Consider the following 25,998-nt stretch of genomic DNA (forward strand, 5'->3'; position numbering starts at 1 on the left):
GCCGAGGCCGACATCGCGATGGCGTTGCAGGATCGGAGCCTGTCGGCAGCGGACCGTCAGGCCTATGCCTACGAGCGCGAACGCATGCGTCGCCTGCGCCTGGATTTCACCCTGGATGCGACGGCCGCCAAAGCGCAGCTGCGCAAACAGATTCCCGATCTTCGCGATGAGGAGTTCGCACGCTGGGAGGCGGCCGGCCTGATCGAACACCTGGATATCGATGGCCAGCGCCGCTACTTCAAACGCGCGCCATCCAACCTGTTCCGCATCAGTGCCGAGGCGCGTGCCCGGCGCTCGCCCGATGCCCCGATGCCGAAGGACGGCCCCTACGAGCACCTGCACCCGCACCACGAGGAGATTCTCGCTGCCGCCCGCGCCACGGGCGCGACCAGCCTGGTGCCACGTCGTATCGAGGTCACGCAGTCGCTGGTGGTCAAGCCCGACGCCGTGCCTGCCGGGCAAACCATCCGTGCGTGGATTCCGTATCCGCGCACGATTACCGGCCAGCAGAAAGACATCACCTGGATCGCGAGTACGCCCGCCGGCGCGCAGGTAGCGCCTGAAGCCACTCTGCAGCGCACCGCCTACCTGGAGCGCAAGGCAGTGGCCGGTACGCCCACCGAGTTCCAGATCCGCTATGCGGTCACCGTGTATGCCCGGCACATCGCGATCGATCCGGCCAAGGTGCAGCCCACGCCGAAGGATCCCGCGCTGACGCCGTACCTCGCCGAGCAGGCGCCGCACATCGTGTTCACCCCGGCGCTGCGCGCCTACTCGCAGAAAGTGGTGGGCACGGAAACCGATCCGTACCGCATCGTGCAGAGGTTGTTCGATGCCGTGGACCGGATTCCCTGGGCCGGTGCGCGCGAGTACGCGACGATCTCCAACATCAGCGATTACGCCCTGCACGCCGGTCACGCCGACTGTGGGCAGCAGACGCTGCTGCTGATCGCCCTGCTGCGCTTGAACGGCATCCCCGCGCGCTGGCAGTCGGGCATGGTGTATTCGGACGATGCGGTCGGCTATACCAATCTGCACGATTGGGGCGCGGTGTATCTGGCGCCGTACGGATGGGTGCCGATGGATGTCACCACCGGGCGGCTGGACAGCCCGCAGCCGGCACTGCGTGATTTCTACCTGGGCGGGCTGGACGCGTACCGCATCGCCTTCAACGACGACTACGCGCAGCCACTGGTCCCGGCCAAGCAACATTTCCGCTCCGACACGGTGGACTCCCAGCGCGGTGAGGCCGAGTGGTGCGGCGGCAACCTGTACTTCGATCAATGGAATTACGACGTCCAGTCGCACGTAGTGCCACTGGAGGCAACGCGGTAAACGGCGGTACCCACGATTCCACATCTGCAGGAGAGAGCAGGGAATGAATGCACATCGATTGAAGCGCGCGGCGTTGTATGCCGCACTCGGGGTATGTCTGGGCACGTTGGTGCCGATGGGCGCCTCGGCACAGACTGTCAGCGGTGCGGTGGCCGGGCGTGCGACCGCGGGTGACCAGGTCACTGTGGTCAGCACGGCTACCGGCCTCACCCGCACGGTCACCGCCAGCGCCGATGGCAGCTATCGCCTTGGCCAGCTGCCGGTGGGCGACTACCAGCTGCAGGTCAGCCGCGATGGCCAGGCGCTGGGTGAGCCCTTCGCAGTCAGCGTGGCAGTCGGCGGCACCACCACGGTGAACCTGGCCAGCAGCGGGGGCGTTGTCAATCTTGATGCGCTGCAGGTGGTCGGTACCCGTGTGGTCAACCGCGTGGATGTGTACTCCACCGAAACCTCGTTCAACGTCAACCGCCAGGAGCTGTCGCGCCTGCCGGTAGCGCAGGACCTCTCGGCGGTGGCGCTGCTGGCACCGGGCGTGGTGGGCGGCAACTCCTCCTTCGGTGGTCTGTCCTTCGCCGGTTCCTCGGTGGCCGAGAATGCCGTCTTCATCAACGGCCTGAACGTTACCGACATGTACACCCGCCGCGGCTTCTCCAGCGCGCCGTTCGGGTTCTTCAACGAATTCCAGGTCAAGACCGGTGGCTACTCGGTCGAGTTCGGGCGCTCCACGGGCGGGGTGATCAATGCGGTGACGCGCTCGGGCACCAACGAGTTCCAGGGCGGCGTGGAAGTCACCGCCGAACCGAGCGCACTGCGCTCCAGCCCGCGTGACCATTTCCATCGCGACGGCACGCCGCACTCCTATGCCAGCCGCGACAACAACTCATTCCTGAAGACCAACGTCTGGGGCTCCGGCCCGATCATCAAGGACAAGCTGTTCCTGTTCGCGATGTATGAAGACCGAAACGACACCGGCCACAACACGTCCTCCGATGCGCTGACCTGGTTCAAGAACAAGAGCGACAACGGCTTCTGGGGCGCCAAGCTGGACTGGAACATCAACGACAACCACAGCCTGGCGCTGCTGGCGTTTTCCGATGAGGGCGAGATCACCAACGGCTCGTACAACTACGATTGGGATGATGATCAGATCGGTGCGTGGGGCGGCGATTCGGTCACCGAGACCGGTGGCAAGAACTGGTCGGCGACCTATACCGGCCACTTCGGCGAGAACTTCACCGCCCGCGCCATGGTGGGTGAGAACAACCAGCGCGCCTTCACCCGTTCCTCGCTGGATGAGGCCTGCAGCCCGGTGTTCACCGATGCCAGCTACGCCTCGCGGCTGGGCAAGCTCAACGGCCTGCGCGCCGGCTGCCATCCCACTGGGGCCGCGGTGGCCGAGCGCGATGATACGCGCGAGGTCGCACGCCTGGACTTCGAATGGCAGCTGGGCACGCACCTGCTGCGCTTCGGTGTTGACCGCGAGCTGATGACCACCGAACAGTCCACGCGTTACCCGGGCCCGACCCAGCTCAGCTACACCGCCTACGTCGCCCGGCCGGGCGATGAAGTGTGGGATGGCGCCAACGCCTATGTGCCGGCCGGCGTGACCGAGATGCTGCGCGCACGCAACCGCGTGTCCGGTGGCACCTTCGAGACGGAAGCCAACGCGTTCTACCTCGAAGACATCTGGAACATCACCCCGAACCTGATGTTGAACCTGGGTGTGCGCTGGGACCGCTTCGAGAACCGCACCGCCGATGGCGATGCCTTCATCAAGATGGACGACCTGATCGCGCCGCGCTTCGGCTTCTCGTGGGACATGAAGGGCGACGGCAGCACCAAGCTGTTCGGCAACGCCGGCCGCTATTACCTGCCGGTGACCAACAACATCAACGTCAACTTCGCCGGCGGCCTCACCGACGAATATTCCTACTACGTGCTCAACGGCTGGCAGCAGCAGGCCAACCCGGTCACCGGCGCACCGTACATGGCCCCGGTGATCGGCCAGCAGATCGGCCCGGTCGATACCCGCATGAACACCGGTGCGGCCGATCTGCGTCAGAGCGTGGACAAGGACCTGAAGGCGGTCTACCAGGACGAGTACATCCTCGGTTTCCAGACCATGATCAACCAGGCCTGGTCATGGGGCGTCAACGCGACCTACCGCAAGATGGACCGCGCGCTGGATGACATGCGCATCAACCACACCCCGTGCGGCCCGACCGGCACCACCCTGTGGCCGATCGCCAACCCGGGCGAGAGCCTGACGATCTGGGGCGACTCCAGCATCGGCTGCGCCACCGAAGGCTGGATCACCATCGACACCGCCAAGGATGGCTACCGCAAGGGCGGCAGCCTGGAAGTGGTGGGCTATTCCAAGCCCAAGCGCACCTACAAGGCGCTGGAATTCCAGATCGACCGCGCGTGGGATGAGAAGTGGCTGTTCAACGCGTCCTACCTGTGGTCGCGCAGCGATGGCAACTTCGAAGGTCCGGTCAATTCGGATACCAACTACGGTGACACCGGCATGGTCCAGCACTGGGATCATCCGTCCAACAACCAGCGCTATGGCCCGCTGTTCAACGACTTCCGCCATCAGTTCAAGTTCCGCGCCGCCTACGCGCTGAACGAGCAGTGGTCGTTCGGCACCACGCTGCAGGTGTTGTCCGGTGGCCCGATCACCGCCTTCGGCGTGATGTGGCCCAACGACACCGTGGCCGGTGGCAGCACCTCCAGTGAGGGCAGCGGCGGCGGTACCGGCTGGCTGTGCGTGGCCAACTGCTCGGGTGCGTACAACCAGCGCCAGTTCGAGTACAGCCCGCGCGGCGCCTTCGGTCGCCTGCCGTGGACCTGGACCATGGGCGCCAACGTCACCTGGCGGCTGCCGGTGGAGGGCATCGACCTGAGCGCGCGCCTGTCGGTCTACAACCTGTTCAACAACCAGACCGTCATCAACGTGCACCAGCGTTATGAAGCCCAGCCGGGCCAGGTGCGTGAGAACACCTTCAACACCGGCACCCGCTGGCAGGCCCCGCGGTACACGCAGCTGATGGTGACCTGGAACTTCTGATCCGGCCTGCACGTGACAGGTGCCGACAGTGTGTCGGCACCTGCCTTCCACGGGCGGCTTCGGTTGCACGCCCTGAGGTCATGACGAGGGACTCCATGCCATCTGCATCTTCAACATCCAGGTGCAGTCGCCTGCTGCTGGCGCTGTCATGCAGTCTGGCGGCGTTGCCCGTCGCAACAGCCGCCAATGCCGATCCCGCCGACACCCTCAATCGCCTGCTCGATCAGACGGTCGCCCACGAACACCTGCCGGGCATCGCCATGGCCGTCGTCGACGATGGCAACCCCGTCTTCATCGGCACCCGCGGCGGGCGCCGCGCTGGGAAGGGTGAGGCCATCAACCCGGACACCCTCTTCAAGATCGCCTCCAACAGCAAGGCGATGACCGCCGCACTGCTGGCGCGCCTGGTCGACCGCGGTGCACTGCGCTGGGACGACCCGGTCATCAAGCACCTGCCGCAGTTCCGCATGCATGACCCGTGGGTGACGCAGCAGATGCAGGTCCGCGATCTGCTGATTCACAACAGCGGCCTGGGCTTGGGGGCGGGCGATCTGATGCTGTGGCCTGAGCCGAACCGCTTCACCCGCCAGGACATCATCGCCGGGTTGGCCCATCTCAAACCGGTCACCAGCTTCCGCAGCGGCTATGCCTACGACAACCTGATGTATGTGGTCGCCGGTGAAGTCGCCGCGGCGGCAGGGGGCAAGCCGTACGATCAACTGCTGCGCGACGAGGTGTTCGTGCCGCTCGGCATGGACCGCTGCCAGGTCGGCGCGTGGTCGGTCGCGGCGGTCGGCAACGTCGCCCAGCCGCACACGCGGCAAGATGGCCGCAACGTGGTGCGCGGTGCCGATGGTGACACCAGCGCCGATCTGACCTCGATGGCCGCCGGCGGCATCCGCTGCAGCCTGCGCGACATGACCCGCTGGATGCAGGTGCTGCTCGATCCGGCGCTCGTGCCCGGCTGGCTGAGTACCGCGCAGCGGCGCGCGCTCTGGACCGCGCACATGCCGATGCCGCTGGGCGAACGCCAACGCCGCTGGGATAACGCGCATGTGTCTGCCTACGGCTATGGCTGGCGACTGTCGGACATGGATGGGCAGTGGAAGGTGGCCCACACCGGCACGCTGTCGGGCATGTATTCCTCGCTGGCGCTGCTGCCGGACCGCAAGATCGGCGTGGTGATCCTGATCAACAGCGACGCCGAAGACGCCCGCACCGCGCTGATGCAGGCAGCGTTGAAGCACTACACCGCACCGGAGGACGGTGCTGATGTGGACCACTATCTGACCCTGTTGCAACGCGAGCGCACCGCGCGCCGCGATGCGGGACAGGTACGGCCGGATACCCGCGCGCGCCAACCGGCCTCGCTACGTGTGACCGCCACCGCGCACGGCCGTTATCGCGATCCGTGGTTGGGCGAGGCGCTGCTCTGCCCGGAGCAGGGTGCGCTGCGTTTCAGTGTCGACAAATCCCCCTTGCTGCGGGGTCAGGTCATGCAGCTCGGCGCGCGCTGGCTGGTGCAGTGGGATACCCTCGGGGCCGACGCCGAGCCCTGGTTGCAGCTGCAGCCAGGCGCGACGCCCGTGCTGACCTTGGCCCCGATCGATCCGGAGATCGACTTCAGTTATGACTACCAGGACCTGCACTTCACCCGCATCGGCGATTGCCCGTAGCGCACTGCTGCTGGCGCTGCTGGTCGGCAGTGCCCACGCCGCGGCGCCGGCGGTCACGGTCTCGCCCGCACGCGACGTCGCCGAGGCCGGGCTGGTCGACATCCGCACGCTGACCCCGGCGATCGAACAGGAGATCCGCTACGCCGGCCCCGACAACTTCACCGGCCAGCGCGTGCCCGGCTATGACGCGCCCAAGTGCTATCTGCTCGCCCCGGTGGCGACCGCGCTCGCACAGGTGGAGGCCGACCTGCGGGCAGAGGGCTACGCGCTGCGTCTCTACGATTGCTACCGCCCGGCTCACGCGGTGACGGCCTTCGTCGCCTGGGCACAGGATCCCAAGGAGCAGTCGCGCAAGGCCCTGCAGTACCCGGACATCGACAAGCCGGCCCTGCTCGGCGACTACATCGCCGAGACCTCCGGCCACAGTCGGGCTGCGACGGTCGATCTGACCCTGCTCGATTGCCGCGACGGCCCCTGCGCGCCCGTGGACATGGGCACCGACTTCGATTTCTTCGGCCCGCGCGCGCATACCGACGCGCCGGAGATCAGCGCGGCCCAGCGCAGCCACCGCCAGCACCTGCGCCAGGCGATGGCACGGCATGGCTTTGCCAACTACCCGATGGAGTGGTGGCATTTCACCCTGCAGCCCGAGCCGGCGCCGACCACCGCCTACGATGTGCCGGTCCGCTGAGGCGCACCGCTACACTGTGCGCTGACCGCCGGATCGGACCACGATGAACCTGCCGCTGCACTTTGGATTGCTGGGAACACTGGAGGCAGGGCTGATCGCGCTGTTGGTCGGGCTGCTGGTGTATGCGCTGTGGCATCGCCTGTGTCGCTGGGCAGGCTGGACCGACGGGCATGCGATCGGCTGGGCCTGCGTGATCGCGGTGGTGGCCTCGGCCGGCATCGATGCGTGGAATCTGTTCTATATGGGCATGATGCGGCTCGAGTCGCCGCTGTATGCGCGGTTGTTCCTCGCCGGCATCCACGATCCGAACGAGCTGGGCTCGCGCGTGGTGCTCGAGGTGGCCGGTGCGATCGGTGGTGTTGCACTGGGGTGGCTTTTGTTCAGTTCCCGCTCAGGCGAAAAAAACAGCAACACCGCGTGAGATTGCGTTTGCATCCGGTTAAATCCGGGGCCAATGAATGGGCGCATTACCAACCGCTCACCTGCGGCTAACCACCGCGGTAATGCACGCTTTCTTGGGGGTGGTTAAGACGGCGTGCGCAGGGCGGTTGAGGCCCAATATCGATTCACAAACGGGGTGGCAGTGTGGGGCCGTGCGGAAACAACAGGCCGCGCAATACCTACCAAGGAGACCACCCCAATGACTATTCGCAACCGCAAGCCCCTGATCGCCCTGATCGTCGCCGCAGGCAGTGTGCTGGCCATTCCGGCGATGGCCCAGTCGGCACAGCAGAGTGCCGCGCAGGCGCAGAATCAGGCCGCCCAGGCACAGCAGGCGGCAGCGCAGGCTGGTGATGCAGCAGATACGGCTGCCAACGCGGCGGCGCAGGCCTCCGCGCAGGCCAGTGGTGGCGGTGGCCAGACGTGGGCCAGCGTTGATACCGACGGCAACGGCACCATCAGCAAGGCCGAGGCCCAGGTGAACGCGGGCCTTGCCCAGGTGTTCGACCAGGCCGACACCAACAAGGACGGCGAGCTCTCGCCGGATGAGTACAAGGCGTATGTGGCCGCCCAGCAGGGCAAGCCGGCCGGCAATGGCGCCCAGCAGAGCAAGTAAGGACCGGGGACACCGGTAGCGCAGTGAGGGGGAAAGGGCGGCTTCGGCCGCCCTTTCTTTATGGGCCGCCGGGGTGGGGCCGCTGGGCCGCTGTTGGTAAACTTGGCCGATGATGACTTCCCTGCCCACGCCGCAAGGCGCTATCGGCCTGGTTGGTTTTGACGGTGATGACACGCTGTGGAAGAGCGAGGATTTCTACCGCAAGGCCGAGCAGGACTACCTGGACATCCTGTCGCGCTACATCGACGTGCATGACACGCAGACCGCGCGCCACCTGCTGGAAGTGCAGCAGCGCAATCTTGGCGTGTTCGGCTACGGTGTGAAGGGCATGACCCTGTCGATGGTGGAAGCCGCGATCGAGATCACCAACCAGACCATCAGCGCCCGCGACCTGCAGCAGATGCTCGATATCGGCCACGACACCCTGCGCCACCCGGTCGAGCTGATCGACGGCGTGCGTGAGTCGGTCACCGAGATCGCCCGCGACTACCCGGTCGTGCTGATCACCAAGGGCGACCTGTTCCATCAGGAGGCCAAGATCAAGGTGGCCAACCTGCGCGACCTGTTTCCGCGGATCGAAATCGTCTCCGAGAAAGACCCGGAAACCTACGCCCGCGTGCTGGAGGAGTTCGATCTGCCGATCAAGCGGTTCGTGATGGTCGGCAATTCGCTGCGCTCGGACATCGAACCGGTGATCACCCTGGGCGGCTGGGGTATCCACACCCCGTACGCGGTGACCTGGGCGCACGAGACCCAGCACGGCGTGGCCGATGACGAGCCGCGCATGGTCGATGCCCCGACCGCCTTTGATTGGCCGCAGGCGCTGCGGACCATCGAAGCCAAGGCCGCACAGGCCGGATGATGCGCGCAGGCCTGCTCGCGCTGCTGCTGATGCTGCCCTGGGCAGCCGTGGCCGAGCAGACCCCGGAGAAGTCCGCCGCCTACGTGGTGGACACCGGCGATGCCTGGGTGGACACCCAGCTGCAGGACATCAACCACTACGCCGAGCGCTATCCGGACAGCTTTCTGGATGAAGTCTCGCGCTATGCCGGCGTCTCGCGCGGCTACATCGCCGCGCTGATGCACACCCACGGCTGGCAGGCCGGCGACATCTACTTCGCCTGTTTCTGGGCGCACGTGATCGAACGTTCCTGCCGCGAGAGCGTGCAGGTGTGGTCGCGCGCGGTGCCGGAAGAGGGCGAGGCCAAGCGCTGGGAGGCGGTGGTGGGCGAGCTGCCGGTCACGCCGACCAACCTGCACTGGCGCGCCCTGCGCCACGCCATCGTCGCCAGCCATGACCACTGGGACCGCCCGGTGACGCTCGACGCGACGCTGCAGCGCCAGCTCGGCAACCGCGAGCAGCGCCAGCGTGCGGCGAGCAGTCCCACGCCACCCGCGCGCTGAGGGACTTCTTTGTTGCTGTGCAGATCGCGGTAACCCCCGCCCTCGGCGACAATGCAGCGCTTGCTGCACCTTCCCCCGTGATCCGTTGCCGAGTACGTCATGAGCACCGACCGTTTCGTTTCACCCGACGATATCCGCAGCCTGTTCGCCCAGGCGATGTCCACCATGTACCGCACCGAGGTGCCGCTGTACGGCACGCTGGTCGACCTGGTGGCCGAGATCAACGACGCCGTGCTGACCGCCACTCCAGCGCTGGCCGAGCAGTTGGATCGCACCGATGAACGCGCCCGTCTGGATCAGGAGCGCCATGGCGCGATCCGGGTCGGCACGGCGGAAGAACTGGCCACGCTGGGTCGCTTGTTCGCGCTCATGGGCATGTACCCGATCGGCTATTACGACCTCTCGGTGGCCGGCGTGCCGGTGCATTCCACCGCCTTCCGCCCGCGCACCGCGCAGGCGTTGGCGCGCAATCCCTTCCGGGTGTTCACCTCGCTGCTGCGGCTGGAACTGATCGAGAACGCCGCGCTGCGCGAGCAGTCCGCCGCCATTCTTGCCGAGCGACGGATCTTCACCGACACCGCGCTGGCCTTGATCGCGCAGGCCGAACGCGACGGCGGCCTCGACGAAGCCGACGCGCGCCGCTTCGTCATCGAAGCGCTGGAGACCTTCCGTTGGCACGGCGACGCCACGGTCTCGCTGGCCACCTACCACGCGCTGCACGACGCGCACCGGCTGATTGCCGACGTGGTCAGCTTCCGCGGCCCGCACATCAATCACCTGACCCCGCGCACGCTGGACATCGACGCTGCGCAGGCGGGCATGCTCGCCCGCGGCATCGATGCCAAGGCCGTGATCGAAGGCCCGCCACCGCGCCGCTGCCCGATCCTGCTGCGCCAGACCAGCTTCAAGGCGCTGGAAGAAACCGTGCACTTCCCGTCGGGGGAGGCAGCGGATGCCGGCACGCATACCGCGCGTTTCGGTGAGATCGAACAGCGTGGCCTCGCCCTGACGCCCAAGGGCCGCGCGCTGTATGACCAGCTGCTGGCGCAGGCGCGCGACAGTGGTGGTGCCGGCAGCACCGGCCAGGACTATCCGACGCGTCTGGCCGAGGCCTTCACTGCTTTCCCGGATGACCACGACACCCTGCGTCGCGAGGGCCTTGGTTATTACCGCTATGCACTGACCGATGCCGGTCGCGCGAACCCGGCCGCGGTCGGCGACCTGCCCGCCGAAGCGCTGATCGCCGCCGGCCTGGCCAGCGCCGACCCGATCGTCTACGAGGATTTCCTGCCGGTCAGCGCCGCGGGCATCTTCCAGTCCAACCTCGGCGGCGACGAACAGCGCGCCTACGCCGCACATGCCAACCGCGATGCCTTCGAGCAGGCGTTGGGCATCAAGGTGGAGGACGAGTTCGCGATCTACGCGCGGCTGCAGGCCGAGTCGCTGGCGAGCCTGCGTCACGCCTGACGGTAGTGCCGGCCAGCGGCCGGAACTACCGTCAGACGATTACGCCTTCATCGTCCCGGTATCCAGCCAGCGCTGGTGCCACGACAGCGCTTCGGGCAGCAGATGCGGGGTGTGCTTGCCATAGCTCTCGCGGCTGGCGCGGTCGAAGTAGTCGTTCAACTGATCGCGGAAATCCGGATGCGCGCAGTTGTCGATCACCACCCGCGCCCGCTTGCGCGGGGTCAGGCCGCGCAGATCGGCCAGACCTTGTTCGGTGACGATCACCGATACATCGTGTTCGGTGTGATCCACGTGGCTGACCATCGGGACGATCGCCGAGATGCTGCCGTTCTTCGCCGTTGAAGGACTCAGGAACGCGGACAGGAAACCGTTGCGCGCGAAGTCGCCCGAGCCGCCAATGCCGTTCATGATCCGGCTGCCCATCACGTGGGTCGAGTTGACGTTGCCGTACAGGTCAGCCTCGATCATGCCGTTCATGCCGATGCAGCCCAGGCGGCGCACCAGCTCCGGATGGTTCGAGATTTCCTGCGTGCGCATGATGATGCGCTCGCGGTAGAAATCGATGTGTTCCTTGAAGGTCTCGTTCGCCTGCGGGCTCAGCGCGAAGCCGGTGCACGAGGCGTAGCTCAGCACGCCATCGCGCAGCAGATCGAGCATGCCGTCCTGGATCACCTCGGTGAACGCGCTCAGATCGCGGAAGCCGCTCTTGGCCAGCCCGGCCAGCACGGCGTTCGGGATGTTGCCCACGCCGCTCTGCAGCGGCAGCAGGTTGGCCGGCAGGCGGCCCTTGGCCACCTCGTGCTTGAGGAACTCGATCAGGTACTGCGCGATCTGCTCGCTGGTGGTGTCGATCGGGCTGAAGGGGCTGTTGCGGTCCGGGCCGTTGGTGCGCACCACGGCCACGATCTTGTCCGGGTCGCAGCGCAGCGCGGTCTCGCCGATGCGGTCGTTGGCGTGCACCAGCGGAATCGGCTTGCGGTGCGGCGGCAGCGCGGTGCCGTAGTAAATGTCGTGCATGCCGTCCACGCCGGCCGGCTGCCATTCGTTGACCTCGACGATCACCTTCTTGGCCAGGTCCAGCCAGGTCTTGTTGTTGCCGACCGAGGTGGAGGGCACCAGCGAGCCGTCCTCGCGGATCGCCGAGACCTCGATCACCGCGGTGTCGATATCGCCGTAGAAGCCGAACCACACGTGCTGGGCCACATGGCTCAGGTGGATGTCGATGTAATCCAGCTTGCCCTCATTGATGCGGTTGCGCGCATCCGGGTCGCTCTGGAAGGGCATGCGCATCGCGATGCCATCGGCCTTGGCCAGCGCGCCATCCAGCTCCGGCGCGGTCGAGGCGCCCGTCATCAGGCTGATCTGGAAGGGCAGGCCCTGGGCGTGCACCGCCTCGATTCGCTGCGCCAGCGCGACCGGCACCGCCTTGGGATAACCTGAACCGGTAAAGCCGCTCATGGCGACGGTTTCACCCGGTTGGATCAGGGCGGCGGCAGCTTCGGCGGAGACAACGCGGTCACGCAGACGCGCGTTTGCAATGCGATCGACAGACATGACGACAACGTTTCTGGGGGGATCCCCATTATCGGCGATCCACGCAGGCGCAGGGGTTCTACCTTGGTGGGATGGCGTTTTCACACCACTGCCTCCCTGTTCAGGTATTCGGCCTTCTTCTGTACCCGCAAGTATTGTTTTGCAGTGCAGCGTGCAAGTTCGTCGCCGACCCTAGAAGATCGACCTGCATCCCGACGTGGGGGAGGGAGCAGAGCCCGCTGGCAGTTCGCTGCAAGCGGGCTTTTTTATGTCTCGCCTCCGGTGAACACGCGGCGTGCGCTGCGGGGCGACCCGCGCCGGGCATAATCCCCCCATGCCGATTTCCGACCTTGCCGCGCCCGCGCGCGTCCCCGACGCCCTTGCTCCCCTGGTTGATCGCGCCCTGGCGCGCCTGGCCCTGTCGCTGGGCGATGGCGGTCATTGGCCGCCCCCGGCGCCGGTCCTCGACACCCTGCGCGCGCTGGCCGTCACCAGCGACTTCGCCATCGACACCCTGTGCCGCCAGCCGGCGCTGTTGTCGCATCTCACCCAGGACGGCTGCCCCCCGCTGCCCCTGCCGGAACTGGATCCGCTGCAGCCCAGCGAATGGCAGCAGCGCCTGCGCCGTTACCGCACCGCCGCCTCCACCCGCCTGATCTGGCGCGACCTGACCGGGCAGGATGACGTGCCGGCCACGCTTGCCGGTGCCACCCGCTTGGCGGAGGAGTGCCTGCAGTTGGCTCTCTCCGCGCTGGAGCAGGAATTTACCGGCCGCCATGGCGTGGTCCGCGCCGCCGACGGCAGCGCGCAGCAACTGGTCGTGTTTGGGCTGGGCAAGTTGGGCGGTGGTGAACTCAATTTCAGTTCGGACGTGGATCTGGTCTACGCCTACCCCCAAGGCGGCGAATCCGATGGCGCGCGCCCGCTCGCTGCTGAGGAATACTTCGCACGCCTTGGCCAGCGCCTCGCGCGGTTGCTCGATGACACCACCGTGGATGGCTTCAGCCACCGCGTCGATCTGCGCCTGCGTCCCTTCGGCAATGCCGGTCGCGTGGCGCTGTCGTTCGCCGGCATGGACCAGTACTTCCAGCGCGAAGGCCGCGACTGGGAGCGCTATGCCTGGCTCAAGGCGCGTGCCGTCGCCGGTGATATCGCGGCGGGTGAAGCGTGGCTGCAGACGTTGCGCCCGTTCGTCTACCGCCGCTATCTGGATTTCACCGCGCTCGATGGCCTGCGCGAGATGAAGGCCGCGATCACCGCCGAAGTGTCGCGCCGCGAGATGCACGATGACATCAAGCGTGGCCCCGGCGGCATCCGCGAAATCGAATTCCTCGCGCAGGCCCTGCAGCTGATCCGGGGCGGCCGCGAAGCCCCACTGCGCGAGCGTCGTCTGCTGCACGCGCTGCCGGCGCTGGTCGCCTCCGGCCAGATGGCCGAGCAGGACGGCGCCGACCTGCTGCATGCCTACGGGTTCCTGCGTCGCTTGGAAAACCGCCTGCAGATGCTGCGCGACGCACAGACGCATGCGTTGCCCACCGACACCACTGACCGCCTGCGCATCGCCAGCGGACTCGGTTACGAGGATTGGGACGCGCTGGTTGCCGCGCTGGATGTGCAGCGCGAACGCGTCAGCACCGAGTTCGCCGCGCTGCTCGCACCGCGCCGTGGCCAGGCCGCGCCGGATGCGCTGGCCAGCTACTGGCGTGGGCTGCCCGACAACGGCAGTGCCGAGGTGCTGGCCGAAGCCGGCTTCTTCGATGCCGGCAGCGCTGATCAATCGCTGCGTGATTTCGCGCAGAGCTCCGGCGTGAAGTCGTTGTCCGATGCCGCCCGTGCGCGGCTGGACCGCGTGCTGCCTGCGCTGCTGCACGCCGCCACCCGCTCACCGCAGCCGGATGCTGCACTCAAGCGCGTCCTCGGTCTGCTGCAGGCGATCCTGCGCCGAACCAGCTATCTGGCCCTGCTCGATGAACAACCCAGCGCATTGGCGCGCCTGGTCGACGTGCTTGCACGCAGTGCACTGCTGGCCGAGCGTCTGGCGGCGTATCCCTTGTTGCTCGACGAACTGCTCGATGTGCGCGTCTCCGGCCCGATGCCGGATGCCGCGGGCATGCAGGCCGAGTGCGCTGTCGCGCTGGCGATCGACGATCCCGAAGCCGCGCTGCGCCTGCTCAACGAGACGCGCCTGGCATTGAGCTTCCGCATGGCGATGGCCACGCTGGATGGCCGTCAGCGCGCGGTCGATACCACCCGTCAACTGGCCGAACTCGCCCAAGCTGTCGTCGTCACCGTGCTCGCGCTGGTACAGGCCGACATGCAGCGCCAGCACGGCGGCATTCCCGGCGGACGTTTCGCCATCATCGGTTACGGCAGCCTGGGCGGACTGGAGCTGGGCTTCGGCTCGGACCTGGATCTGGTCTTCCTGCACGATCACCCGGCCGATCAGGACAGCAGCGACGGCCCACGCCCGCTGGATCCCGGCCGTTGGTACGCGCGCCTGGCGCAGAAGGTGATGGCGATGCTCGGCGCGGTCACCGCCGCCGGCCGGCTGTACGACATCGACGTGCGGCTGCGCCCCGATGGCGGCAAAGGCGCGCTGGTGTCCTCACTGGCCAGCTACACCGAATACCAGCGCGAACGCGCCTGGACCTGGGAGCACCAGGCACTGGTGCGTGCCCGCGCCATCGCCGGCGATGACTCGCTGTTGGCCGACTTCGAACGGGTGCGTGCGCAGACGCTGGCGCGCCCGCGCGACAACGCGGTGCTCTACACCGACGTGCTCAAGATGCGGGCGCGCATGCGTGCCGAACTGGACCGCAGCGATGCCGCACGGCTCGATCTCAAGCAGGGCGCCGGTGGCATTGTCGATCTCGAATTCCTGCTGCAGACCGGCGTGCTCGACAGCGCCGTTACGCACCCGCAGGTGGTGCTGCCGCGCGATACCCCCAGCCTGATCGATGCACTGGCCGACATCGCCTGGCTGCCCGGCGGCACCCGCGATGGCCTGCACGAGGCGCATGCGGCGCTGCTGGATGTGGGCCTGGCCTGCACGCTGGACCGCCGCCCGCGGCTGGCGCCACCGACACCGGCATTGGAAGCGGCGCGCGCGATGATCACCGCGGCAAGCGATGCGGCGGGGCTGCCGTTCCAGGTGCGGATCGACGTTGTGAGCTGACGGCGGTTTGTCCGGGCATGGCCTCGCGGTGCTCTGGCACCGGTAGTGGACGATCGGCGCCCAATGTCACACCGGGCGCGGTGCCATCTTCCACAGCAACGCGCGGAACGGCGCCAGCAGGAACACGCCGATCATCAACTTCACCGCCAGATCGCCCAGCGCCCAGCTCACCCACGGCAGGCTGGAACCGGCGAAGGCGATGCTCCAGAAAATCGTCGTATCCAGCGTTGCGCTGCAGGTGGTCGCCACCATCGGCGCGCGCCACCAATGCCCACGGCGCAGCCGGTCGAACACGGTGATGTCCAGCAGCTGCGCGGCGATGAAGGCCAGGCACGAGGCCACCGCGATCCGCGGCGTGGCGATCCAGATCGACAGCAGTACCGCCAGCGCAAAGCCCGCCCAGGCCGCCTTGCGCGCGGCCTGCGGCCCGAAGCGGCGATTGATCAGGTTGCTCACCAGGAACGCCACCGGATAGCTGAAAGCGCCCCAGGTCAGCCAATCGTTGATCGGGTACTGCACCAGCACGTTCGAGCCCAGCACCACCGCGCCCATGGCCAGCACCGCCAGCAGCAGCGAGCGCGGGGTCAACGGGGCAAAGGCAATGGCAGGACGCGCGGACATGGCGAGCCGGGGGAATAGGGGGAAGCGGCGGATTATCCGGGCTTGGCCACCCCAGGGCCAGCCCGGGACGGTTTGCCTACCAGCGTTCGCTCAGGTTGCTGGCGGCAGCGTCGGTGGTCGGCAGGAAGGCCAGGGCCGCGCCGTCGACCGCAGTCACGGTCCAGCCGGCACCGGCCGGCGTCGGCTCGAAGGCCAGCACATCGCCCACTGCCACCGCGGGCGCGGACGTGTCGCTGCGGGCCGGCCACTGCAGTAGTGCCAGGTCGTCTGGTGCGTCGGGGTTTTTCAGCGCCACCTGGAAGCCGCCATCGGCCTGGGGCTCGATCCGCTCCACGGTCAGCGGCGGCAGCGCGCCGGCCTTTTCCGCGCGGGCGACGCGCGCCCGGCTGCGTTGGACCGATCCGTCGTGCAGCTTGCCGATCCCGGCCGAGGTCAGCCAGATCGGCGCGGTGACGACAACCAGACTCACCACCGAAGTCACGGCCACGCTGCTGGCGACCGGGTGGCGGTAGACGGAATACTGCGCCTGGGCCGGCAGGCTGGCGGCGAACAGTGCCACGACCAGTGCCGGGGCGATGACGCGCGGTGAGAGCTGTTTCATCTGATCACTCCGTTCACAGAAAGGGGAGAAGGCTACGGGCGCTTACCAGCGCTCGCTGGAGTGCCCGGCGGCCGCGTCCGGCGTCGGCAGGAAGGCCAACGCCGCACCGTCAGCGGCCGTGACGGTCCAACCCGCACCGACCTCGGTCGGCTCGAAATGCAGCACGTCGCCCACCTTGAGCGTCGCGGCCGGATTGTCCGCGCGTGCCGGCCAGTCGATCAGCGCGGTCGCATCGGGGGCGTCAGGCCGCTGCAGCGCAACGTGGAAACCCCCGTCGGGCTGGCGATCAATCTGCTGCACGGCCATCGGTGGCAGCGGCACGGCCTTGCCGGTATCAGGCTTGGTGCGCTTGGAACCTTCGCGGACACTCTGCGACCCCTTGGCCACCAGCAACACCGGTGAGGCTGCAATGAACGAGACGGTGTAGACGCTGATCACCGCGCTCACGCCCGAGGCCTGATTGCCGTTGAGATTGCCGGCCGATGCAGGGAGCACGGTAAGCGCAGACACAGCGAGCAGGCCCGCACAGAGAAGAGATTTCGTCATGACGCAGGTCCTGGAGAGGGAAGGGGATGATGCGCTCATGGTTTCGGCGCCGCGGCGCCGTCCACCGGCACGTGGGCCACGGTGAGCTCCTGCTGCAGCGCGTGACGCTGTGCAAGGAAATCAAACACGGATTCGACGGTCACCACCGAGTAATTGCCCGAGATACGTTCGCTGGCTGGGTGATCGGTCACCGCAGCATTTGGCACGAAGAAGCGCGCGCCCAGCCGCTTGGCCACACCGATATGCAACGTGCTGGGGCGATAGTCGCGCGCCTTCAGCCAGGCCTGCGCCTGGGCACGCTTGATCAGCAATGTCCCGTCGTCCTCATGCGCCAGTGCAGCGGCCAGCACCTCAAGCACCCACTGATTGGAATTCTGGTACTCGTCGCGGAACGGGTAGGCAACCACGCTGTAGCGTGGCTCATGCAGCGCACGCGCCTGGATGGCAGGCGGGGTGAGCATCGCGATCAACGCCTTGCGAACCGCCGGCGTCGGCACCCCGATGCGCAGATCGGTATGGCTGCCACTTTCGCCGATGAAGGTACTCAGTCCTTCCCGGAACAGCTCGGACTGCGGTGATTTGCAGTGGTTGAGCAGGTGCACCGCGCGCCAGTTTCCATCGGCCTCACGCAACAGGAAGGCCAGGTGGCTATGGCGCAGACCGTACTTGCTCAGGTCCTGGCCACCGCGGGCGATGATCACCACGTCCACGCCGTCCAGCGCGTTGAGTGTTTCCCCGGCGGTCAATGCCACATCGAACATCGCCGCCAACGATTGCGGGGTGGGATGACGCTCCTCGCACTGCGGTTCGGCCTGCGCGGTCAGCGCAGCGCCAAGCAGGGCGCCACACAGCAAAAGCGGGCGCAGGCGTTTGATCTGGGCAGCGAAAGGTACATCCATGTCACGCAGTCTCCGGCGGCACCGGCCGCGGCCGCATCATAGCGCTGTGGGACAGCGTCAGGCCTGAATCCCCAACCGCGCCCGTACTTCATCGGCAACGCGCGTGGTCTCGCGCAGCGGTTCGATGCGGCCCTGCGTCTGCCAATCCAGCCAACGCGGTTGCAACCGGCCCCGTTCGCGCAGCGCGTGCTGGAAGTGCGCCAGCCGCCCCTGCGCTTGGTCGGCCAGTGCCACGGCGACCGGCATGCGCGTCGCGCACGCTTCAGAGAGCAGGTTCACCGAATCCGGCGAGACCACCACACGGTTGGCCCAGCCGAGCAGCCCGGCATAGGGATTCACGCCGTCGCCGCCATCGCCCCAGATCACATTCGGCACATCGGCGAACGCACTGCGCAACGCTCCGACCAAGGCTGGTGGCGTGCGTCGCGAGGTGGTGGCCAACAGGCTGCCTCCCTCTGCGCGTAGTTGTGAGGCGAGCTGCTGGAACACCTGCACCATGTCCGGTTCGTGCCACGGTGCGTGCGGGGTCGGCCCACCCACCAACAGCGCGGTGCGCGGGCCGGGCAGGGCGCTGAACGCTGCGAATGCCGCACGGCCACAAGCCAGCCAGTCATCGTTGACCGGATTGAGACTACCGAGCAGGGTGAGCACGTTGCTGCCGCGCAGCCGGTCATGCTCAGGGACCACCAGCAGGTCCCAGTGGCGCGGGTTGAGGCGAGGGTCGAGGATCTGGACCACCTTGGTGCCACGGCGGCGCAGTTCGCGCAGCGCACCGGCCGCCTGGCGGCCACAGCCAATGGCCAGCTCGGGTACCTCGGCGGCGAGCGTGGCGAAGGCCTCGCCGTAGCCGTTGGCCGCACCCGGTAACCACCGCGGTGCCAGCCAACGCCAGGGCGCACGCGGGGTGAGCACCAGCGGGCGATGCGCCCCCAGCTTCACTGCCGTGGCCAGGGCCACCGCCTGCCGCACATTGCCGGCACGGCCGTCAGTGATCGTCCAGGGTGGACTCCATCGTTTCACGTATGGCATTAATTCGTTTCAGTCAGGCTGGGTGTTGCAACTGTCGCGACACTCTACACTGCCAGCCTTCGCCGTTCGCGCGGTCGCCCTGCCACGGTAGCCGATGCGCGAACGATTCCCCTTATTTCCGGAGGCTTCATGTCCCACGTCCTTGACGATGCTGCGCTCGATCAGTTGTTCCGTACCGCCCGCACCCAGAACGCCTTCCTTGATAAGCCGGTGGAAGACAGCCAGCTGCAGGCGCTGTACGAGCTGCTGAAGTGGGGGCCGACCGCCGCCAACGGCAGCCCGGCGCGCTTCGTGTTCGTGAAATCCCCGGAAGCCAAGGCCAAGCTCGCCCCGGCCCTGTCCGAAGGCAACCACGACAAGACCCTGGCCGCCCCCGTCACGGTGATCGTCGCCTTCGACGAAGACTTCCACGAGAAGCTGCCGTTCCTGTTCCCGCACACCGACGCCAAGGCGTGGTTCGACGGCCCGCGTGAAGGCCGTACCGAAGGCGCATTCCGCAATGGCAGCCTGCAGGGCGCCTACCTGATCCTGGCCGCCCGCGCGCTGGGTCTGGATGCCGGCCCGATGTCCGGCTTCGACAACGCCAAGGTCGACGAAGCCTTCTTCAAGGGCACCGCGATCAAGTCGAATTTCCTCGTCAACCTGGGGTACGGTGACGCCTCGGGCCTGTTCCCGCGGCTGCCTCGCCTGTCCTTCGACGAAGCCGCCCGCATCGCATAAGTGTTACCGCCGGATCGTGGCCCGTCCGTGCGGATGGGCTGCGTGAGCTTTGCTTCTTTTCCCTTCGAAACGAGAGAGACCTGACATGACCGTGACCCGCAAACTGCTGCTGCCGCTCGCCCTGACCCTGGCCATCGCCGCCTGCTCCAAGCCGGCCGACGAAGCCGCTGCTCCGGCCGCTGACGCACCGGCCGCCACCGAAACCGCCGCCCCGGCTGCGGACGCTGCGGCTGCCGCCCCGGCCGCCGAGGCGATCCAGATCGCTTCGGGCACCTACAAGCTCGACCCGACCCACACCGACGTGCTGGTCCAGTGGAGCCACTTCGGCTTCTCCCACCCGACCGCCCACTTCGGCAGCGCCGAAGGCACCCTGGTGTATGACGCGGCCGACGTGACCAAGTCCACCGTGGAAGTGAAGCTGCCGCTGACCGGCCTGAACAGCTTCACCGCCAAGTTTGACGAGCACCTGAAGAGCGCCGATTTCTTCGACGCCGCCAAGTTCCCGGCCGCCACCTTCAAGAGCACCAAGGTGGAAGCCAACGGCACCAACAAGCTGACCGTCACTGGCGATCTGACCATCAAGGACATCACCAAGCCGGTGACCCTGGATGTCACCATCAACGGCGGCGGCGAGCACCCGATGGCCAAGGTGCCGGCAGCGGGCTTCGATGCCACCACCACCATCAAGCGCAGCGATTTCGGCGTCGGCGCGTACGCCCCGAACGTCAGCGATGAAGTGAACATCCGCATCACCACCGAGGCCACGGGCGAAAAGCCGGCGGCCTGAGTTTCTCCTCACTCGTCGTGAGAAGGCAGAAAGCCCGCCAATTGGCGGGCTTTCTTTTAGGGCGAGCCGGCCAGCGGCCGGCACTACCGTTTCGGGTCAACCCGCCGCCACTTGCGCGATTACCTTGCCCAGCCACAGCGTGGTGAAATCGGTCGGCGTGCGCCGTGCCGGGGCGGTCAAGCCGCTCTCCCGCAGGAACGCATGGGTGGCCTGCGCATAGGCCTGGCGGGCCAGCAACGCGGCCTGTTTCACCGAGGCCTGCTGCTTGCGCAGCTGCACGATCTGCAGGCTCGGCTTACCGGGCATCGCGTACTTCTGGTAACGGCGCAGCTCATCGGCGACCAGGTCGATATCGATGTTCGCCTGCACCAGCGCGGCCTGCGCGCGGGCCAGCGGCACCAGGGCGGTGCGCAGCGGGGCGATGTTCTCGCCCACGGAAGGCGCCAGCGCCGCCAGGGCGGCATCCAGCGCGGGATCGGCGCGCTCGGCACGGTCGATCAGATCGGTCAGTGCCGAAAGAGGAGAGGCTTGCATGAAAGGCACCGGCACAAAACGCGATTGTCGCATTCGCGGCCGGTGCCCGTCGCGGGCTCAGTCGTCGTGGTGCTCGCTGCCGTGCGCCTTCCAGTAGCCGGTAGAGCGGATCCAGTCCTTGGGCACGCCCAGGTGACCCTCGATGTACTTGCGCATCATCCGGGCCCGGCGCGATTCGGCCGCGATCCAGTAGAAGGTGTCGCCGTCCGGTTCCTCGAAATCCGTCAGCACGTCTTCCAGCAGGGTGCTGGTGGCGGAATCGAAGCCGTTGCGCTCCAGCCACGAGATACGGATGCGGTCGTCCTCCGGCAGCTCCTGGCGGTCGCCGGATTCGGGGATCTCGATGTAGACATCGGCATTCGCGCCGTCCGGCAGCGTCTCCAGCCAGCGGCCGATGGCCGGCAGCGCGGTTTCATCGCCGATCAGCACATAGGTATCGAAGTCATCGGCGGTCATGTGCGAGCCACGCGGGCCGCCCACGGCGATCGCATCGCCCGGCTGCGCGTTGGCGGCCCAGGTCGAGGCCAGGCCGTCGCCGTGCATGACGAAGTCGAGCGCCAGCTCGTGGGTCTCCAGATCCCACCAGCGCGGGGTGTAATCGCGCGAGGGGGAGGGCGTGTGCCCTTCCGGGTAGCGCGGGCCTTCCGGGGTCATCGTCGGGACCACGAACTGGCCTTCGGCGTTGGGGAAGAACAGCTTGACGTGGTCGTCCGGGGAGGGCGAATCGAAGCCTTCCAGCGCCTGCCCACCAACGATCACCCGGCGCATGCACGGGCTGATCTCTTCGGTGCGCAGCACCTGCAGCGGGCGGAACTTCACGGTATGACGGAGCAGTCGGTTTTCATGCAGAGCCATGGGAATACCTGGATCAGTGCCGCAGCGCGGCGTTGAGAAAGAAGGACCTGGCGGGCGGTGGCTGGCTGGGTCTGAAAAGTAGAAGGGAGGTCAGCGGCCCTGCGCACGGATCCGCGCGGCGGCCTCGCGCAGCGCCTCGGCCACGGCCGCGGCGTTGTCGTCCTGCCAGCGGCCATGGCACAGGCCCAGCGCGTGCTTGAGCTCGCGCAGCGCATCGCGCACGGGCGGCGGCAGGTTGGCCTTGGTGATCGTGCGCGCGCTGTCGCGTACCCGGTGCACTGCGGCATCGACCTCGTCGCGCTGCGCCTCCAGCTCGGTCTGGCCCAGCGCGCTGAGCGCGTAGCGCTTGCGCCCACCGTCCTCGACCGCGCCAACCCAGCCGGCGGCCTCGAACTGCGCCAGCACCGGGTAGATCGAGCCGGCGCTGGGCGTGTAGACCCGCACGAACATGTCGCTGATCAGCTGGATCAGTTCATAGCCGTGGCGCGGCTGGTCGGCGAGCAGGGACAGCACCAGCAGGCGCAGATCACCGCGGCTGAGCGGCCGGGCGGTCAGCGGGCGGGCAGGGCGGTCGAGGTCGCGCGGAGAGGTCATTTCGATATATCGAATGCAGTAGCGTAACGATATATCGAAAACTCCGTTTCGACCAGCGCTCGCGCACGCATGGCAGGAATGCGTTCAGGTCAATTCCTGCTGTGACGGTGCGTGCTTGTGGTGGAACACTGCACAAGGTTGCCGACTCCCAACGGCACCGATGATCCACGCGGATGCGCCCTCGAACGCGGTTGTTTCGCGCGCGATCCGCGCCAATCGCCTGCGCCGCAGCGGCTGCGCTGTCCATCGGTGTCCTGCTGACGCGCCGGTGTCATCGCCGCCGGGCAGGCTGAAATGCAGCGTGGAACCTTCCGGCGCGGCCCTCGCGCTGTCGCCTGCTGTCCTTCCGGACACGCCCCGATGGTTCCATACGCAACCGTAGCGAAGTAAGCAAACCCCTTGGTGCGCTACACTTTGCGGCTAGAAATCTAAAACAGTCGCGCGCGTGCGTGCGGTCATGGGAGCGCAAATGAACTGGTTGAACGAGGTGCTGAACAACGACCCGAATCCTGTGGAAACCCAGGAATGGATCGAGTCGCTGAAGGCCGTTATTGATGTCGAGGGCCCCGAGCGCGCGCATCAGCTGTTGGAAGGCATGGTGGAACTGACCCGTCGTTCGGGTGCTTACCTGCCGTTCTCTCCCACCACCGAGTACGTGAACACCATCGCGCCGACCCTGGAGGCCAAGAGCCCGGGCAACGCCGAACTGGAATGGCGCATTCGTTCCATCATCCGCTGGAACGCGATGGCGACCGTCGTGCGCGCCAACCGCAAGCCGGGCGACCTGGGCGGCCACATCGCCTCCTTCGCCTCCGGCGCCACGCTGTATGACGTGGGCTTCAACCACTTCTGGCGCGCCCCGAGCGAAGACCACCCGGGCGACCTGCTCTTCATCCAGGGCCACAGCGCCCCGGGCATCTATGCGCGTTCCTTCCTGGAAGGCCGCATCGACGAAGCCCAGCTGGACAAGTTCCGCATGGAAGTCGACGGCGGTGGCCTCTCCAGCTACCCGCATCCGTGGCTGATGCCCGATTACTGGCAGACCCCGACCGTGTCGATGGGCCTGGGCCCGCTCGCCGCGATCTACCAGGCGCAGTTCCTGCGTTACCTGGAAAACCGTGGCCTGATCGAGAAGTCCGACCGCAAGGTGTGGTGCTTCATCGGCGACGGCGAGAGCGATGAGCCGGAAACCCTCGGCGCGATCGCGCTGGCCGGCCGCGAGGGCCTGGACAACCTGATCTTCGTGGTCAACTGCAACCTGCAGCGCCTGGACGGCCCGGTGCGTGGCAACGGCAAGATCATCCAGGAACTGGAAGGCGTGTTCCGTGGCGGCGGCTGGAACGTCATCAAGCTGCTGTGGGGCGGTTACTGGGATGCCCTGCTGGCCAAGGACACCAACGGCGTCCTGCGCAAGCTGATGATGGAAACCGTCGACGGCGAATACCAGAACTGCAAGGCCTTCGGCGGCGCGTATACCCGTGAGCATTTCTTCGGCAAGTACCCGGAAACCGCTGCAATGGTCGCAGGCCTGTCCGACGACGATATCTGGCGCCTCAACCGTGGTGGCCACGATCCGCACAAGGTCTACGCCGCCTACCACCAGGCCGTGAACACCAAGGGCATGCCGACCGTGATCCTGGCCAAGACGGTCAAGGGCTACGGCATGGGCAGCGCGGGTGAAGCACTGAACCCGACCCACCAGACCAAGAAGTTGGATGACGATGCCGTTCGCCACTTCCGCGACCGCTTCAACATCCCGGTGACGGATGCACAGCTGGCCGATGGCCAGGTGCCGTTCTACCACCCGGGCCCGGATTCGCCGGAAGTGAAGTACCTGCAGGAACGCCGTGCCGCCCTGGGTGGCTACCTGCCGCAGCGCCGCCGCAAGGCGACCAAGAGCTTCAACGCACCGAAGCTGGAAAGCTACGAGCGCCTGCTCAAGAGCAGCGGCGAGCGCAGCTACTCCACCACCATGGCCTTCGTGCAGAGCCTCAACATCACCCTGCGCGACAAGGAACTGGGCCCGCACATCGTGCCGATCGTGGCCGACGAAGCCCGTACCTTCGGTATGGAAGGCCTGTTCCGCCAGATCGGCATCTACGCCCCGTTCGGCCAGAAGTACAAGCCGGTCGATGCGGACCAGCTGATGTTCTACCGCGAAGACCAGAGCGGCCAGGTGCTGCAGCAGGGCATCAGCGAGCCGGGCGCGATCAGCTCCTGGATGGCCGCCGGTACCAGCTACTCGGTCAGCAACGTGCCGATGCTGCCGTTCTACATCTACTACTCGATGTTCGGCTTCCAGCGCGTGGGCGACATCGCCTGGCAGGCTGCGGACATGCGTACCCGTGGCTTCCTGCTCGGCGGCACCGCCGGCCGCACCACGCTGAACGGTGAAGGCCTGCAGCACGAAGATGGCTTCAGCCATATCGTGGCTGGTGGCATCCCGAACGTGCGCAGCTACGACCCGACCTTCGGCTTCGAAGTGACGGTGATCCTGCAGCACGGCACCAAGGCCATGATGGAAGATCAGATTGATGAGTACTACTACATCACCCTGATGAACGAAAACTACACCCACCCGGAAATGCCGGAGGGCGCGGCCGAAGGCATCGTCAAGGGCATGTACCTGCTCACCGACGCCGGCAAGCCGAAGAAGGGCGAGCTGCGCGTGCAGCTGCTGGGTTCGGGCACCATCCTGCGTGAGGCCATTGCTGCGGCCGAGCTGCTGGACAAGGACTTCGGCGTCACCGCCGATATCTGGAGCTGCCCGAGCATCAACGAACTGCGTCGCGATGGTTTCGATGCCGAGCGCTACAACCGCTTCCACCCGGAAGCCGAACCGCGCAAGGCCTACGTGACCGAGCTGCTGGAAGGCCGCCAGGGCCCGGCGATTGCCGCGACCGACTATGTGCGTGCGTATGCGGACCAGATCCGTGCGTTCGTGCCGATGTCGTACACGGTGCTGGGTACGGACGGCTTTGGTCGCTCGGATACCCGTGCGAACCTGCGTCGCTTCTTCGAGGTTGACCGGTACTACATCGCGCATGCCGCGATTGCGGCGCTGGCTAAGGAAGGGAAGATGAACGGGAAGGATGTGGCCAGGGCGATCAAGCAGTACAAGATTGATCCTGAGAAGGCTAATCCTGTTGGGGTTTGATTGACTGCGCCCAACCAACGATGGGCGTCTCAGCTGACGAGAACGCCGGGGCATATACTGCCTCGGTGTTCCATTAGGGCCTGAGCGTATACGTAGTAAGACGGATGCTCGAAAAGCCGGGAACGTCATTAGAAGTCTCGTACATGACTTAGTGCGGTAGCTGCAGCCAGTTCAGACCGTTCAGAGCTCCAACGACGCGCGTTAGGGTAATTTACGACCGAGCTGCCACTAATCAGGCCCGTGAAAG

22 protein-coding genes are annotated in these 25,998 nt (G+C 66.7%); 13 read left to right on the forward strand and 9 right to left on the reverse strand.

From position 1 onward, the window contains the following. Positions 1-18: 18 nt before the first annotated feature. The 9 genes from AC13F7_RS15195 (at position 19) to hglS (ending at position 10,700) form a co-directional block, all read left to right on the forward strand. A complete protein-coding gene (locus AC13F7_RS15195) occupies positions 19-1,335 on the forward strand; it encodes a transglutaminase-like domain-containing protein (protein WP_483002317.1) in 1,317 nt (438 codons plus the stop codon). Between the two features lie 43 nt (positions 1,336-1,378). Next, entirely contained in the window at positions 1,379-4,405 is a 3,027-nt protein-coding gene (locus tag AC13F7_RS15200; protein WP_483001844.1) for a TonB-dependent receptor, read from the forward strand. A gap of 95 nt (positions 4,406-4,500) precedes the next feature. Continuing rightward, positions 4,501-6,081 (forward strand): serine hydrolase domain-containing protein, encoded by a 1,581-nt coding sequence (locus AC13F7_RS15205; RefSeq protein ID WP_483001846.1) that lies wholly within the window; start codon positions 4,501-4,503, stop codon positions 6,079-6,081. Continuing rightward, positions 6,035-6,772, forward strand: coding sequence for a M15 family metallopeptidase (locus AC13F7_RS15210; protein ID WP_483001848.1), 738 nt, complete (start codon positions 6,035-6,037; stop codon positions 6,770-6,772). The genes AC13F7_RS15205 and AC13F7_RS15210 overlap by 47 nt, the downstream gene beginning before the upstream one ends. Before the next feature lie 43 nt (positions 6,773-6,815). Then, positions 6,816-7,193: a hypothetical protein gene (locus AC13F7_RS15215; protein WP_265309774.1), complete on the forward strand. Its 378-nt coding sequence runs from the start codon at positions 6,816-6,818 to the stop codon at positions 7,191-7,193. 219 nt (positions 7,194-7,412) lie between these two features. Next, a complete protein-coding gene (locus tag AC13F7_RS15220; protein ID WP_481470068.1) occupies positions 7,413-7,829 on the forward strand; it encodes an EF-hand domain-containing protein in 417 nt (138 codons plus the stop codon). Positions 7,830-7,938: 109 nt separating this feature from the next. Beyond that, positions 7,939-8,691 (forward strand): HAD family hydrolase, encoded by a 753-nt coding sequence (locus AC13F7_RS15225; protein ID WP_123731350.1) that lies wholly within the window; start codon positions 7,939-7,941, stop codon positions 8,689-8,691. Beyond that, complete coding sequence (locus AC13F7_RS15230; RefSeq protein ID WP_481470066.1) at positions 8,688-9,233, forward strand: hypothetical protein; 546 nt, start codon at positions 8,688-8,690, stop codon at positions 9,231-9,233. Before AC13F7_RS15225 ends, AC13F7_RS15230 begins: the two co-directional genes overlap by 4 nt. A 99-nt stretch (positions 9,234-9,332) precedes the next feature. After that, positions 9,333-10,700: a 2-oxoadipate dioxygenase/decarboxylase HglS gene (gene hglS / locus AC13F7_RS15235; RefSeq protein ID WP_483001851.1), complete on the forward strand. Its 1,368-nt coding sequence runs from the start codon at positions 9,333-9,335 to the stop codon at positions 10,698-10,700. A gap of 39 nt (positions 10,701-10,739) precedes the next feature. On the opposite strand, the gene AC13F7_RS15240 is transcribed toward hglS, so the two are convergent. Next, on the reverse strand, positions 10,740-12,254 hold the full coding sequence (locus tag AC13F7_RS15240; protein WP_070471520.1) for an acetyl-CoA hydrolase/transferase family protein: 1,515 nt from the start codon (positions 12,252-12,254) through the stop codon (positions 10,740-10,742). 313 nt (positions 12,255-12,567) lie between these two features. Here AC13F7_RS15240 and glnE point away from each other — a divergent pair, with 313 nt between their 5' ends. Beyond that, on the forward strand, positions 12,568-15,408 hold the full coding sequence (glnE, locus tag AC13F7_RS15245) for a bifunctional [glutamate--ammonia ligase]-adenylyl-L-tyrosine phosphorylase/[glutamate--ammonia-ligase] adenylyltransferase (protein WP_483001853.1): 2,841 nt from the start codon (positions 12,568-12,570) through the stop codon (positions 15,406-15,408). A 66-nt stretch (positions 15,409-15,474) separates the two neighbouring features. On the opposite strand, the gene AC13F7_RS15250 is transcribed toward glnE, so the two are convergent. The 5 genes from AC13F7_RS15250 to AC13F7_RS15270 form a co-directional block, all read right to left on the reverse strand. Further along, on the reverse strand, positions 15,475-16,029 hold the full coding sequence (locus AC13F7_RS15250; protein ID WP_483001855.1) for a queuosine precursor transporter: 555 nt from the start codon (positions 16,027-16,029) through the stop codon (positions 15,475-15,477). 76 nt (positions 16,030-16,105) lie between these two features. After that, positions 16,106-16,630: a hypothetical protein gene (locus AC13F7_RS15255; protein WP_483001857.1), complete on the reverse strand. Its 525-nt coding sequence runs from the start codon at positions 16,628-16,630 to the stop codon at positions 16,106-16,108. Positions 16,631-16,672: 42 nt separating this feature from the next. After that, positions 16,673-17,176 carry a hypothetical protein gene (locus AC13F7_RS15260; RefSeq protein WP_146027599.1) on the reverse strand — a complete coding sequence of 168 codons (504 nt, stop codon included), beginning with the start codon at positions 17,174-17,176 and terminating at the stop codon, positions 16,673-16,675. 35 nt (positions 17,177-17,211) lie between these two features. Then, positions 17,212-18,075, reverse strand: a complete 864-nt coding sequence (locus tag AC13F7_RS15265; RefSeq protein WP_483001859.1) for a DUF2145 domain-containing protein — start codon at positions 18,073-18,075, stop codon at positions 17,212-17,214. A 57-nt stretch (positions 18,076-18,132) separates the two neighbouring features. Continuing rightward, the gene (locus tag AC13F7_RS15270; protein WP_483001861.1) at positions 18,133-19,104 is read right to left on the reverse strand and encodes a mitochondrial fission ELM1 family protein; all 972 of its coding nucleotides are present in this window, start codon (positions 19,102-19,104) and stop codon (positions 18,133-18,135) included. Positions 19,105-19,233: 129 nt separating this feature from the next. On the opposite strand from AC13F7_RS15270, the gene AC13F7_RS15275 reads away from it, so the two are divergent. Together AC13F7_RS15275 and AC13F7_RS15280 are read left to right on the forward strand one after the other, a co-directional pair. Then, on the forward strand, positions 19,234-19,824 hold the full coding sequence (locus AC13F7_RS15275) for a malonic semialdehyde reductase (protein ID WP_319624238.1): 591 nt from the start codon (positions 19,234-19,236) through the stop codon (positions 19,822-19,824). Between the two features lie 85 nt (positions 19,825-19,909). Beyond that, positions 19,910-20,611 (forward strand): YceI family protein, encoded by a 702-nt coding sequence (locus AC13F7_RS15280; protein ID WP_121042323.1) that lies wholly within the window; start codon positions 19,910-19,912, stop codon positions 20,609-20,611. A gap of 96 nt (positions 20,612-20,707) precedes the next feature. Here AC13F7_RS15280 and AC13F7_RS15285 read toward each other — a convergent pair whose 3' ends face one another. The 3 genes from AC13F7_RS15285 to AC13F7_RS15295 all read right to left on the reverse strand — a co-directional run bounded on the left by AC13F7_RS15285 (position 20,708) and on the right by AC13F7_RS15295 (position 22,594). Continuing rightward, positions 20,708-21,145: a hypothetical protein gene (locus tag AC13F7_RS15285; RefSeq protein ID WP_483001863.1), complete on the reverse strand. Its 438-nt coding sequence runs from the start codon at positions 21,143-21,145 to the stop codon at positions 20,708-20,710. Between the two features lie 57 nt (positions 21,146-21,202). After that, positions 21,203-22,000, reverse strand: a complete 798-nt coding sequence (locus AC13F7_RS15290) for a siderophore-interacting protein (RefSeq protein ID WP_483001865.1) — start codon at positions 21,998-22,000, stop codon at positions 21,203-21,205. A gap of 90 nt (positions 22,001-22,090) precedes the next feature. Next, positions 22,091-22,594 (reverse strand): PadR family transcriptional regulator, encoded by a 504-nt coding sequence (locus AC13F7_RS15295; RefSeq protein ID WP_483001867.1) that lies wholly within the window; start codon positions 22,592-22,594, stop codon positions 22,091-22,093. A gap of 469 nt (positions 22,595-23,063) precedes the next feature. On the opposite strand from AC13F7_RS15295, the gene aceE reads away from it, so the two are divergent. Beyond that, complete coding sequence (gene aceE, locus AC13F7_RS15300; protein WP_483001869.1) at positions 23,064-25,751, forward strand: pyruvate dehydrogenase (acetyl-transferring), homodimeric type; 2,688 nt, start codon at positions 23,064-23,066, stop codon at positions 25,749-25,751. Positions 25,752-25,998: the final 247 nt, after the last annotated feature.

The sequence above is a fragment of the Stenotrophomonas sp. K-6 genome (genome assembly GCF_056861555.1).